At 54.3% G+C, this 13,057-nt stretch carries 9 protein-coding genes; 5 read left to right on the top strand and 4 right to left on the bottom strand.

The window, feature by feature from the left end:
- Positions 1-4: 4 nt before the first annotated feature.
- Positions 5-724, bottom strand: a complete 720-nt coding sequence (locus tag ACR0IY_RS20560; RefSeq protein WP_480676657.1) for a sulfotransferase family 2 domain-containing protein — start codon at positions 722-724, stop codon at positions 5-7.
- Positions 725-975: 251 nt separating this feature from the next.
- Here ACR0IY_RS20560 and ACR0IY_RS20555 point away from each other — a divergent pair, with 251 nt between their 5' ends.
- A complete protein-coding gene (locus ACR0IY_RS20555) occupies positions 976-1,833 on the top strand; it encodes a capsular polysaccharide synthesis protein (protein ID WP_480676655.1) in 858 nt (285 codons plus the stop codon).
- 11 nt (positions 1,834-1,844) lie between these two features.
- Here the strand turns inward: ACR0IY_RS20555 and ACR0IY_RS20550 are convergent, their stop codons facing one another.
- Entirely contained in the window at positions 1,845-2,690 is an 846-nt protein-coding gene (locus tag ACR0IY_RS20550) for a sulfotransferase family 2 domain-containing protein (RefSeq protein ID WP_480676653.1), read from the bottom strand.
- A gap of 143 nt (positions 2,691-2,833) precedes the next feature.
- A complete protein-coding gene (locus ACR0IY_RS20545; RefSeq protein ID WP_480676652.1) occupies positions 2,834-4,792 on the bottom strand; it encodes a right-handed parallel beta-helix repeat-containing protein in 1,959 nt (652 codons plus the stop codon).
- 453 nt (positions 4,793-5,245) lie between these two features.
- On the opposite strand from ACR0IY_RS20545, the gene ACR0IY_RS20540 reads away from it, so the two are divergent.
- Positions 5,246-6,520 (top strand): right-handed parallel beta-helix repeat-containing protein, encoded by a 1,275-nt coding sequence (locus ACR0IY_RS20540; RefSeq protein WP_480676650.1) that lies wholly within the window; start codon positions 5,246-5,248, stop codon positions 6,518-6,520.
- Between the two features lie 63 nt (positions 6,521-6,583).
- Here the strand turns inward: ACR0IY_RS20540 and ACR0IY_RS20535 are convergent, their stop codons facing one another.
- Complete coding sequence (locus ACR0IY_RS20535; protein WP_480676648.1) at positions 6,584-8,041, bottom strand: glycosyltransferase family 39 protein; 1,458 nt, start codon at positions 8,039-8,041, stop codon at positions 6,584-6,586.
- Between the two features lie 387 nt (positions 8,042-8,428).
- Here ACR0IY_RS20535 and ACR0IY_RS20530 point away from each other — a divergent pair, with 387 nt between their 5' ends.
- The 3 genes from ACR0IY_RS20530 (at position 8,429) to ACR0IY_RS20520 (ending at position 13,029) form a co-directional block, all read left to right on the top strand.
- The gene (locus ACR0IY_RS20530; protein WP_480676646.1) at positions 8,429-9,814 is read left to right on the top strand and encodes a hypothetical protein; all 1,386 of its coding nucleotides are present in this window, start codon (positions 8,429-8,431) and stop codon (positions 9,812-9,814) included.
- Between the two features lie 198 nt (positions 9,815-10,012).
- Positions 10,013-11,692, top strand: a complete 1,680-nt coding sequence (locus ACR0IY_RS20525) for a hypothetical protein (RefSeq protein WP_480676644.1) — start codon at positions 10,013-10,015, stop codon at positions 11,690-11,692.
- Positions 11,693-11,808: 116 nt separating this feature from the next.
- The gene (locus ACR0IY_RS20520; RefSeq protein WP_480676642.1) at positions 11,809-13,029 is read left to right on the top strand and encodes an acyltransferase family protein; all 1,221 of its coding nucleotides are present in this window, start codon (positions 11,809-11,811) and stop codon (positions 13,027-13,029) included.
- Positions 13,030-13,057: the final 28 nt, after the last annotated feature.

Raw genomic sequence — 13,057 nt, 5'->3', positions numbered from 1 at the left:
ATCCTCATGCGGCAAGGCTGCTCTCAGCTACTTTGATATCATACATATCCCCAAGCAGGGCGTAATCTGCCTGAGCGATCTGTAACAATGCATCGATCTGCCGGGGGGTCAGCGCCGTGTCCCGCCGGCTTGCGGCGGATTTGTTCATATGCGGCACCGGAAACGGCCTGCCCAGCCGATCGCTCAGAAATGCGTTCATCTCATCCACCGCCTCCAGCCGAAAAACATGGTCGAAAAAGCTGATGTCCTGGCCCAGATGCCATGAATAGGGCGTCGTGTGCACACGAACCGGGCGGCTAACGGCACGGTATTCGTGGAAATGATCAATAAACTCGCCAAAGCTCGGGTCCAGCGGCAAACCCTCGTTGTCGATGTCCATCTCTTCGTTGCGCCAGCGGAACTGTTCGCGATGCACCTTGTCCCTCCACGCGGACCTGATCCTGGCAACAGGGTCCCGGACCAGAGTAAAGGTGACATACCCCTCCGGCACGACCGCCTTGGCAAAAATCTGTGTGCGGTATCCGTCCTGTTCGTGAATATTGCGTGGCTCAATCAATTTGGCGCGGGCCAGCCGCCAGTGCAGATTGTTGATGGCACGCCTGATGCCGCGCCCCTTGAAAGGTTCGCCGTGGTCCAATTCCCAGAATGTTTCTTTCAGACTGCTGCTGCCGACCTTTGTAATATCGAAATAAACGGCTTTCAGAACCTGCGAGACAACCGCCATAATATCTACCCTACGGGCCCAGAACCCAATTCCACTGAATCATACGTTTCTGGCCATTGTTTACAATAAATCCACGGAAGCGACGGTAGCTTGGGACCATTTCCCCAACAATGACTTATCTGACCCCCTATTGTTGCCGCCCTTTTGCCGTGCGCCCGGGCCAGCACTGGAAATCCAGTGATATACCATGCTTCACTGGCGCAGAGTTCCGGCGGTGATTAGAAGTTTATACGAAGTGTGTTGGAGTATGTATGCGCCCCGTTAAACCTTGGACATGGCTGTTCGCTCTGGTTGTAGGCGCCCGAATGCTGCCCACGATTGGGCGGCGTGTCCGCAATAAACTGAGTGGAAAACCCAATCACTTTGCACAATCCGCTCCGCGACAGATTCCCAAAACCATCTGGACGTACTGGGACACCGGAGAAGCCAACGCGCCCGAAGTCGTTCAGCATTGCATCGCCTCATGGCGCCGTCACAATCCCGGCTGGAATGTACGGGTTCTGGATGCAGAAACTGTATCTGACGTGGTGCAGATGCCGCCGGACTATGACGCTGTCCCGATCCAGGCTTACAGTGATTTGCTGCGTTTCAGATTGCTGCGCGAACATGGCGGTGTCTGGGTGGATGCCACGGCCTATTGTCTGCGCCCGCTCGACTATTGGCTTCCCATGGTTGCATACCGGGGCTTTTTTGCCTTCATCTGGGCCCCGAGCGAACGGTGGTTCATCTGGCCGGGGATGTATCGCGAGATCGGAACGTGGTTTCTGGCGTCCGAACCACGCGGCACGGTGATTTCTCAGTGGGAACACTACAGTTTTGACTACTGGCACAAACGCCGCAAGGCGCTGGTGTATTACTGGGCGCACGTCATTGTGGATGTCCTCAAACTCACGCATCGTTCGTTCCGGCGCAGTTACGCCTCCATGCCGAAGATCGGCTGCTACGGCCCCCATCTGGTGCATGACTGCATAGCCCACGGTCATAACCCGGACGAGGTAGCCGCATTGCTCGAAACCGGTGCAGTACCAGTGCAAAAACTGGGCTGGAACTGGAGCGAAGATCAAATCGCCCAGGCGAAAAGACTGCTCAGGATCAAAGAGCCGCGCTAGTCACAGAACCCTTATGGCCCGGACGCTGCTTTCGTCGATGCGTCCGCCCCTGTCGAGTGGTGTGTTTGCGCTGCCAACCCGGCCAACACCTCCCTATGCAGCGCAATATCGGCGGCATAGTAGCTTTCAATAAATCCTCGCACACCATCGTCATAAAACTCGGGTGACACCGCCGGGTCGCTGGGCTTCATCAAAAAACGCCGCGCCGTATCCCGCAGCACCTGATGCGCAGTCTGCGGCATAACCCTTCGCACCAGTGCGCTGCCCTGCCGCAGGGCATATTTCAGCTGCGGATGGCGAAACGTCGTTGTTTGATTGATATGCCCAAACTCGAGCCGCTCGACGCCGAGATGCCGCCCAAGCGCCGCCGCAAAAAGATCAAGCCGTTCAACCGGATAGAGATTATGCACACGCCGCACGCCATCGACCTGCACAAAATCTGATTGCCGCGCAAAGTGGATGAAACCGGGCGCAATCACCTCAGGCCCGGAATTCAGATAAGCGATGACCTTCTCAGCCTCCTTGCGGATCTCGTCTGGTGCCAACTGGGCAAATTCCTTACCCAGATACATCTTGGACCGTTGCGACATCGCAGACCTGAACCTTTGAAACGGATCACGCAGCAACGCATAACTGTCGTAAATCGTTAGCTTTTCAAAAGCTTCCGGGTCGAGATCACGCAGCAACCGCAGCGGCAGATGACGGAAATCGATCTCACCCAGATCCGGGTGCCGTTCGACAGCCTTCAGAAACCGTTCATCTGTATCGTGGTAGGGCAGAACCGCATTTCGAACAGACGTCCCGGCGCATTTCGGGACATGTATGAATACAAATCTGTGGCGGTCAGACAAAATCATGACTGGAAACTCTCAACCCTATGAACACCATACTCCGGAGTTCTGACAGGTTTGACAATCCACCTGGCGAAAAAGGAAAGGGCAGATCGGAAATCTCCAACCTGCCCTTTCGGTGTTTTTACTATGCGTAAAGGCTCAGGCCATCAGTTCCAAAAATCTGCGAGCAGCCCGCCCAGAGAATCCGCGAATTGAGCATCCTCATCATCCGCAACGCTGCGGAAATCATCATCAGTACGGTCGTTGCGGCGGGACCCAAAGCCCCAATCCGATGTCCGGCCGCCGAAGAGCTCAAAATCGCTGTCCGTTTCGCCACGGGCAGCCGCAAAGCTGAACTTATTCAGCCGCACGTTCCCATTATCCCAGTACGACCGTTGCGGGGCGCCATCGGTTTCACCTTCGGCAAACTCAAAGTCGGAGGGTGTTGAGTCAGAAGACTCAACTTGCGCCGGCCTCTTGTGACCGCCTTCACCCCCGTCCCATACTCGGGCGAACCGTCCCATGAAATCATCGAGGTCCATCCGGGATTGCGGTCCGTCGGAATCCGACGTGTCACTGTCAGACGTATCCGAGTCCGATGTGTCGCCGTCAGGCGCATCCGAGTCCGATGTATCGCCGTCAGGCGCGTCCGAGTCCGATGTATCGCCGTCAGACGTATCCGAGTCCGATGTGTCGCCGTCAGACGTATCCGAGGCCGATGTATCGCCGTCAGGCGCATCCGGAGTCGACGAGCCACTGTCAGGCGGAGTCGACGAACCACTGTCGGGTGGAGTCGACGAACCACTGTCGGGTGGAGTCGACGAACCGCTGTCGGGCGGGGTCGACGAACCGCTGTCGGGCGGGGTGGGGGTCGTTGTACCGCCACCGGGCGTCGTTGTGCCCGATCCCGAACCACCGGGGTTCGTTACTGTCGTGCTCGAGGCTCCAACCCAACTGTTGTAATCAAACGGGTAATTGTCGACCAAGGTCGATCCGGCATTCAACTGATCCACAAGACTGCCGGGAATAACACCATATTGGTTGTACCCATCGACGGCGGCTGTCGCGATATAATTGAACTGGGTGCCATAGTATCCCGGTGACGACGGATCCGTATTCTGAACAAACACATTGTCCCACATGGTCCAAGTCGCCGAGTCACCCACGATAGCAGGCGTAACGTTTTGTGCGATCGTCACATTTGTCGATCCGCCAGTGACGATGATCTTGGGGATGGTGACACCGCCGGTCAGTTCCCTTGGTACGGCGATCAGAGTGTTATTCGTGATCGTCAGACCATCTGTCTGGTGCACGGCAAGACCGTTTGCATGTGCATTGTAGATGATATTGTTCTCGATGGTGACGTTGTGGTGCCAATCGGCCGCATTTCCATATACGGCTTTGTCACCACCGAACCAGATACCTTGCGTATAATCACCCGAGCCCATGTCCAGAACATTGTTGCGGATGGTGATATCGCTGCTTCCTGTGCCGGTTGAACGCTGCACCTGGATCATGTCGCGGTGGTCATTGGACCCTGCGGCCCCACCGAAATCATGAATATAGTTGTTCTCGATCAGGACATTCTGGACTTCTCCGAGTGTAATGCCATCCGACCGGATTGTGTGGATATTGTTGCCCGAAAAGTTGATGTTGGTTGACTGCCCGGCGCCAAGAGCTTTCCACCAGGAATGGAATTCAGAGTTGATGACATCAACATTGTCCGATCCCCGGATCACCAGCCCTTTACCATAGCCAGTACCATCTGCACTGGTGCCGGTCCCGCTGGCAAAATCACCGTCGAAGATCGAGTTGTCGATGACGATATTGGTACTGTAGTAGATCTGGAATTTGTTGACGTGGTTCTGTTCACCTGAGGTGAAAGTGTAATCGAACAGGATTTCGTCGAATGTAACGTTCGATGCGTTGTTCAGGTAGACTTCCGAAAAGCTCGCCATCGCGTTGGGATCAGCAGACTTGATCGTTACGTTTGATGCGAACTGAGTGTTCCTGAGAACGAGCTTTCCATAGTCGCCCGCCGCAAGCAGTATCGTTTCCCCGCCTGTCGCCTGTGACAACGCCTGATTCAGCTCTGCCGCAGAGGTTACCGTGATTGTCGTCGACATGTTTCACCTTCTGTTTCATAGGCGCTGTGAGTGGCAGCGCATGAGAACCCGCTCACCCGGGAAAAAGGGAACAGCCGCACAAGGGCGACAGATTGGCCTAAATGTGGCTATGTTTGGAAACTGTTGCCTGTATTAGGACAATATTGCCCCATTGCCGTCATTTCCGAATGCACTCGATACTCAACACCAGGAATTGTTCCCCATCCCTTAGCGGTATTCATGGGCTCGCATGATTAAATCCCAGCTCGCAACAATTGCCACGAAAATGCCGTTATTCAGGCGTGTCTTTGCGTATACCGCCCCGGCATAGGCGGTGATTTGCCCGAAACGCTTGCGTTAGCCTGTGCAACCTCTCCTCAAAACCCTCGGCGGCCCGCTTACACCATCGTTGTGGACAAGGCTCATCCGCACCCGTAGCCTCATTACGTGACGAAGTAACAAAACGAGACTCACATGCGGTTCGTACATAGTTTTACCGGTTTAACGATTTGCGCTTTCGTATTGCTGCTTGCCCTGCCAGCACCGTCTTTGGCCGCCCTGGCCTGCGAGGGCACCGAATTCAGGACCAACGTGTCCAGCGCGGAAAATGGGCAGATCATCCATAATCCTGCAGAGCTTTCTTCGGCGATCCGCAACGCGAAGGGCGGTGAGACATTCGCGCTGGAGGGCGGAAACTACGGTGCGCTGACAATCACCAGGGGGTTCCAAAAACCTATCACCATCCGCTCGGCGAACGGCGGATCACCGGCCTGTTTTACCGAATTGCGCCTGCACAAGGCGGGCAATATCACACTGGACGGCCTGGTATTCGATTATACGTACGCAGAGGGTCACAAGGACCATGCCAATCGGTTCAGTGTCCTTGCGAGCCACGGGATTACTATTACCAATTCGATCTTTGATGGTGGCTACAGATCCAATGCCGGATTTGGGCGCGGGCTGCGGGTCCGGGATAGTGCGAAAGTCGAAATAAGAAATTCTGTATTTCGGAAATGGTGGAAAGCCTTAACCGCAGGCAACGTCACCGACCTGACAATCCGGGGCAATGAATTTACCGATGTCCGTTCGGACGGCATCGCGGTTGGCGTGATCGATGGGTTGGTGATCGAAGCAAACCGCATGCATAATTTCCGCGGCGTGAAGGGAAACAAAGATCACCGCGACATGATCCAGATCCTGCGCAGTTCGAACCGGCGCAGCACGGATATCACGATCCGAAACAACATCTTTGACATGGGCGCCGGGGACTATGCCCAGACGATCTGGATGGGGGGTGATGGCAAGAACCTGGGCGATCCGATGCTGCGCCATCAGAATGTACTGATCGAAAACAACGTCATTTACAACGCACACACCCATGGGATTTCAGTGGACGCCATCGACAATCTTTCGATCCGCAAAAACTCGGTCATCCGGGTCCGCCGTGCCGAAACGGGAAATGTCACAATCCCACGGATCAGAGTGTCATCCGGTTCAACATCTGTGGTGATCGAACAAAACGCGGTGGGGGGGATCATTGGCTATGACAATCAACGGGACTGGGTTGTGCTGAACAACGCCATCATTCAGGACGTGTCCTCTGCCCAACCTGGGTTTTATGACCGCGAGTTCATCTACTATGCGACCGGCCCCGCCAACGGGTACAATGAGTATGGCGTGCGCTCCGGCGGCAGCATTGATCAGCTCAACGCGGGCTCGACGCTTGTCAAAGACTATCCGACGCGCTGACAGGGAAAGCGCGGGCTATTAGGGTCGTGCGACCGCACCCTTTCAACGCAGCATTTGCGTCCGTCACCTGCGCCGGTAGACAAGAACCCGACCGTCCCCAAGCGTTCCGGCGAATGCCTGAACAAGCTCCAATTGCCCTTCGACATCCTGCCCCAGCTGTGGAATGGCCCGGAACATCCTGTTTGGAAACAGAACGACCAGCGCCACCGGCCCGGGTTGGGCCATCGCCTCGGAATAGCCTGCGGAATCGCCGATGGTTGTCCAATCGGCATTGAAATGGCTTTCGAAGATCGGGCCGCCCGGATTGATGGCGTAGATCCGTTCGGACGGGGTCCGTGTCTGTTCCACAAGCGTGAAAGCCCCGGCCAGATCCTGTTTCGGTGCTGCATAGTTCCGCTGCACCAGAAACAGCGAGACCGCGATCATTGCCACAACACCTGCGGCAAACAGCAGGCCCTGGATTTGGGGCCGCCCCCGCGCCACGACACCGGCACCGTACCGGCAGCCGACCACAGCAAGGATGATGATGAGGCCAATGTCGACAAAGAAGAACCTTGGCCAGATCCGCATGCCAAGCGCCAGAAGGATGATCAGCGTCACCACGATGTGCATGGCGATGGCTGGAAAGAACAGCGGTTGCGTCGCATGCACCCCCGCAGCCCCAAATGCAAGGGCGACCACCCCGCCGACGGCAACGATCAGTGTCAGGGTGCCGGTATTGCCGACCGCTGTCCGCACCCCCTCGACAACAGTCCAGAGCGGGTTCTGATATTCCTGCATCGGGTCAACGGCCGAGGTTGCCGCGACCTCGCCCATGGTTCCCACGATACTTGGCAAAAGCGGCAGATACGCCAGCAGGATCAAACCAAACGCAATCGCGACACCTGTCAGCGGCTGCAACACCCAATCGCGTGTCAGGGCCCCCCTGCCAAATCCGGTCGCCAGCGACATCAGCCACACAAATCCCAGCGCGACAAAGAAAAACGCGCCCGTCAGATGCGTGAACACAGCCGCCGTGGCGGTCAATCCAAACGCAAGCCAGATGCCAAAGGTTGGCCGCTGCACGCCGCGCAGAAAGAAAATAAGGCCAAGCGTGCTCCAGAACGCCAGCTCGGTATACCCGCGGGCATTTTGCGAAAACCAGACCTGATGATAGGACAGGGCCACCAGCAAGGCCGACACATGCGCGATCCGCGCACCAGCGATGTCTTTGGCAAGCCACCAGATCGCGCCCACAAGACCCACCCCGAACAAAACGGACGGAAAGCGATAGGCCCAGGCCTCTTCTCCAAAAATCTGAGCGACCAGCTTGGCCTTCATGCTGAAGAAATAATGATGGTTCATCGAATATTCGCGCATCAGGTCCCCCCAGGGGAGACGGATATGCGTATCGACGGTCCAGATCTCATCGTACCACAGCGGCGCGTTCAACCCAGCCGTCCTGAGGACCGCCGCAAGAAGAAGGATGAACAGAAGCACGGCCAGATCATTTCGGCCAAGCGCTGGGGCCTGCTGGTTCATAAAGACGTCTCCGGTCACACTCGTAAACTCAGGGCATCAAACAAGCCCAGCCTGGCGCGGGGCAGACATACCTGCCGTCCCGACCATTTCGATTATTCCCCCTGCCGGGATATGCGTCGAAACGATTGTGGGCGACCGGTGTATTTCAGCAAGAAGCGTTGCCAATGTGAATACATTTTGGGCAAGTCCCCCTGATTGTTCGGAATTAAGGGCCTTTAATCCCATCGCGCAACTTTTCAGCAGGCATGTCATTTGGGTTGGCACTATGGAACGATCACTCCAATCGTTCACTTTCAGCGCAGCTAACACTGTACGTGGCCTGCACTTTCAGGCACCGCCAGAAGCATACTCCGGCAAAGCTGCACACCGCAGATTGCAGAATTATGGGTGAAAATTGATAAAAATTCTGCCTTAATGGCGTTCTTATTGCGTTATTGGTTTTGTTTGGGGTTACACATGTTGCGGCGGCTATTCTTCGAAATCGTCAATGATATTCCAGAGGCTCGCTCGACACTCTCTCATACCTTGAGCTCTTTTTTGGCCTGGCTTGCCGCCCGCCGGATCGATTTAGCCGTTGCTGCTGCGATTTGCCTCATAACCGGGGTGGCATACTGGCATCTGGCTAATCAAATTCCTCCGGCCTTGATAGATCCTGACCGCAATGCCTGGGTATGGTTCGAAGCCGATTTGATCCGAGTTCAACAAATCATGGTAGACCGCCATGCGGACAATTACCGAACGAATGTCCACCCGCTTCAGGCTCTTATAACTTACCCACCCACGAAAGCATTGATAATGGCCGGTTTCTCGGAACGGCTTGCAGCCATCGGCACCTTGTCGGCTGCAGCGGGCCTTTGGGGGGCCGTCCTTTTTAGTGGCTTCCGTGGGTTGGGATTGTTCCGTCTGGACGCAATTGTCTTTACAATCCTGAGCCTGGTATCAAGCGCAGCTATCTTTTGGGTGCCTGTTCCGGAAGTCTACGCTTTTGCCGCGTTAACAGTCACAACCACCTTTGCGCTGGGAACACTAATACAGCGTGGAACTGTGCCTCAGATCATGCAGTCAATTTCGGCTGTGATCGCATTCTCGATCACATCAACCAACTGGATGGCCGGGATTTTGACGGTGCTTGCATCCAACGAGTACAAGCGTGCTTTTCGAATACTGGTTGATGGCTTTGCGATCGCGACAGTTCTGTTTGCGGTTCAAAAAGTGTTTTTCCCTCTCTCCGCATTTTTCGTTCCTCGTATTACACACGAGGTGTCATTTGTGATGCACGAGCTCGGCGGTGGGTTTCTGGACAAGCTGCGAGGCTTTTTTGTTTTCACCATCGCGATCCCCGAAGTTCCTTTTCTGGATAACCCGGGCTTCCCAGAATGGGTGAGACTGACCGTGCAGTTGACGCCCATCACTGCGCTCACCTGGGTCGGTGTTATCGGGCTTGCAGCGTGGGCTATCGTGTTCATCACGGGCCTGTCCAATGCCCTTCTTCGCCCCGGGCCGAACAAACCAATCGCCCAGGCACTCATCCTGTATCTGCTGTTCCAATTGCTGCTGCATTTATTCTACGGGGAAGAGATATTCGTATACAGTTTGAACTATGTCCCGGCGATGCTGCTCTTGGCTGGCTTCTCGGTTCTTGGACGGGGCCGTTTGATTTGCCTGACAGCTGCGATCGTTGCGATCCCTTTTCTGGCGTACAACAACCTTTCAGAGTTTCTCCGGGTTACGTCGGACCTGCAGGTACTTGCAGATTCATTGCTGCAAAACTGAACCGCCCCGAGGGATCATTGATATGCGATCTGAAATCACGCGTCTAAGTCGCAACGTTTTGACCATTGATCTTCGTGGCGCCAGTGCCCGTGAGCTTGTGATCGCTCTTCGATTTGTTTTTGGAACAGTTAGGGAATCCAAAAAATTATAGTAGACTGCCGCCCTGTTGTTTAATTGGTGATATTTGGTTGCGTTTCGATGAAAGCACATACTCAACGAATGCCCGAGAGCATTCTTAAGTCTCAGACCGCATGGCCGGTCGGGATTGGGCTGATCTTTTCGGGTATCGCGCTGCTCTTGCAGTTTTCAATTTTGTTTTGGCCAGTGGAAAACCTGGTTGATGTCATTTTCAGCCGCGACGACTCTTTCTACTATTTCATACTGGCACAAAATATTGCCCAAACCGGGGTCTCTACCTTTGATCAGATAAACATAACTAACGGTATACAACTTCTTTGGGGGCTGATTTTGGTGCCGGTTGCATGGGCGGTTCCAAACGAGATTGACTTCCTGAGGGCCGTTCTGACTTTGGCTTTGGGTGTGAACTTGCTGGTTGCTGTTCAGCTTTTCATCTTTGGCCGCAAAGTTCATTCAGCCGCGTTTGGCGACATCCTGGCAATGTTCTGGGCCGGGATGCTTTTGGACAGATGGAACACCTTTGATGGAATGGAGTATTCGCTTCACATTCTTATCATCGTTCTGATTGCCCAGATGGCCTGGCCCGTGATCTCGGGTGCCAGCCGCTTGCGCCGCACGGACGCCTTGCTCATCGGCTTGCTGCTGACGTTGAATTACTGGGTTCGATTGGACTCGGTCCTATTCTCGATCACGGTGTGGATTTTCCTGTGCTATCGCATCTTCCAAACGGGCACCCACAAGGTTTCTTTGATCTGTCTCCTGACATTGTTCCCGGCGATTGGCGGTGTTGGGTATATCGCGACAAGCTACGCGTTGGGTGGAACCGTTCTTCCGATATCCGGCTCCGCGAAATCTGTATACGCGAACAGGTATTTCGACAATGTAGACAACGGCTTAGCCATACGTGAACAAATTCGGTGGTGGCTCAAGCTACAAACCAAGCCGTTTCTTGCGCTGTTTCCCGATCGCTTTCTTCCGATTAATGTGAACTTCAACCCCTTCCGCAGCTCCTCTGACTTTGTTTCAGGGGCCTTGATGGCGTTTTCATTGGTTCTGGTCGTTCTCACGCTGTGGCTTAAAAAGCCCCGCCGGATCGTTCCCGTTTTGCTGATTACTTTTGTCTTGATAGCTGCATTACACAACATCATAATTATCAAGAAGATCGGGGATTTTTCCCACGTTTCAAATCACTACTACGGCTGGCAGCATTTCTTCTGGATCGTCGCGGCCGGGATGGTGCTCACCCTCCTGTTTGAGCATTTGAGTGTCCGGCGCCAGCTGATCGCCCCGTTGTTAGTGGTGGCATGGGGCGTCATGTACTGGCCAAATGTCATGTTCGCACTGGGGCACTATCCGGCGACGGATGGGGGCTATGCCCTGAGCCGTCTTAAACTGGCAGAGCGGCTTAATGAAACTCTGCCCGAAGACGCGCGCGTTGGCGCCTGGAATGCTGGCGTCCTGGCCTATTTCCTGGATCGCCCGGTTGTGAACCTGGATGGCCTCGTGAACGATCGGTACTTCCTGGAACATCTAAAGTCAGAAGCCCCGTTGTGGACGTATTTGGATGAGCAGAAGATTGGGTATCTGATTGACCACGACAATCAGGACCTCACGGCCAGATTCATGGAAACACGTGGTCAGCCAGGGTCGGATTTTCGCAACATGGTATCGTGGGATTATCTTGAAGAGATTGAAAGAGAGGGCGAAATCCTCGTCCTGCGCTTCAGCTCTCGAGAGTAGTGAGTTGGGATTTGTGGTCAGCTTGCAAAGGACTTTGATATTTGCAACGGTTTTGCCGTCAATTGAAGAACAGCACACTGTAGTTTTGTAGTTTTGGTTAAGTTGTGGAGTTTGGTTTGGCGAATGGACAAACAAGTGATGCTATTAGCCCCGAGGCACTAAAACCCTCGCGCGAAGATGAAGCTTTTGGGCGCGCCATGGTTTGGAGCTCGCCGGAATATCGCGCGGATATCGATGGCCTCCGGGCGCTGGCCGTTCTGAGCATAATGTTCCTGCACCTGGGGTGGCCCACCTTTCCCGGTGCATATTACATGCTCGATATCTTCTTCGTCATTTCCGGGTATCTCATAGCGGGTCAAATCGTTTCGCAGATGGCGAAGGGTACATTTTCCCTGAAGGACTTCTATTCCAGGCGGGTCAGAAGAATTTTACCTGCGGCTATGGTGACCTTCTTCTTCGCATTGCTAAGCGCTTATTTCGTCTTCCCTGTCGAGGATCGCTATACGAACGGGCTTCTCATTTTCAGCGGCATATATTCTTTTTCAAATTTCGTAATGGCCTTTGGCGCACCAGCACTGGAAAACGGTGTTCGCCTGATGCGTCACACCTGGTCGCTTGGCGTTGAAGAGCAGTTTTATCTCGTATTTCCCGTCACCATGATGCTGGCCTTTGCAGTGTTTCGGACCAGACTATGGATTGTGATCCTGGGCTTCGGTCTGGTATCGTTCGTGCAGGCAACGCTTGCCACATCAATTGATGATCCGGGCGACTACTATCTGACCCATTTTCGGATATGGGAGTTCGCCATAGGAGCTCTTCTGATATTCTTGCCCCAAATGACCGTTCCAAGGATGTGGGCAAACGTTCTGGGTTTACTCGGCCTGACAGTTATCATTCTCAACTTGCTCTATCTGACACCCACCCGATTTGGGACGCCCGGCCCCTGGGCGTTGTCCCCCACAATTGCTACTGCTGTGCTTATCATTGTCGGCAGGTCCAAGTGTGTGAGCTCTGCGCTACTCAGCGTGCCGCCAATGGTCTTGGTTGGTAAGATCTCGTACTCTCTCTACCTTTGGCATTTGTTGATCTTCGATACATACCGGGCAGCAATGAACGCCGGGCATTTTGTGGGTTATAAGAAGGGTGCCGTGCTGTATTGCGTCGCACTTGTTGTTGCTTGGGTAAGTTGGAAATTCGTTGAAGCCCCGTTCCGTGGAAAGAACAGCCCGATAAATACGCGCGCCCTGACTTACTTTATTCTCGTGGGATTTGCGGTGTTAACCGTCATGTCCCTAGGTCTTTTCTGGTCGGATCTGTCGCAAACTTTTGACCATTGATCTTTGTGGCGTTAGCGCCTGTGTGGCG

This window comes from Ruegeria sp. BC1 (genome assembly GCF_056539305.1).
The sequence above is the reverse complement of the archived record's forward strand: the minus strand, read 5'-3'. Positions and strand labels throughout refer to the sequence as shown.

Excerpts from the sequence above, each read along its gene's own strand:
- ACR0IY_RS20525 (WP_480676644.1), top strand. The coding sequence starts at position 10,013 with ATGAAAGCACATACTCAACGAATGCCCGAGAGCATTCTTAAGTCTCAG.
- ACR0IY_RS20560 (WP_480676657.1), bottom strand. The coding sequence starts at position 724 with ATGGCGGTTGTCTCGCAGGTTCTGAAAGCCGTTTATTTCGATATTACA.
- ACR0IY_RS20545 (WP_480676652.1), bottom strand. The coding sequence starts at position 4,792 with ATGTCGACGACAATCACGGTAACCTCTGCGGCAGAGCTGAATCAGGCG.
- ACR0IY_RS20555 (WP_480676655.1), top strand. The coding sequence starts at position 976 with ATGCGCCCCGTTAAACCTTGGACATGGCTGTTCGCTCTGGTTGTAGGC.
- ACR0IY_RS20540 (WP_480676650.1), top strand. The coding sequence starts at position 5,246 with ATGCGGTTCGTACATAGTTTTACCGGTTTAACGATTTGCGCTTTCGTA.
- ACR0IY_RS20550 (WP_480676653.1), bottom strand. The coding sequence starts at position 2,690 with ATGATTTTGTCTGACCGCCACAGATTTGTATTCATACATGTCCCGAAA.
- ACR0IY_RS20535 (WP_480676648.1), bottom strand. The coding sequence starts at position 8,041 with ATGAACCAGCAGGCCCCAGCGCTTGGCCGAAATGATCTGGCCGTGCTT.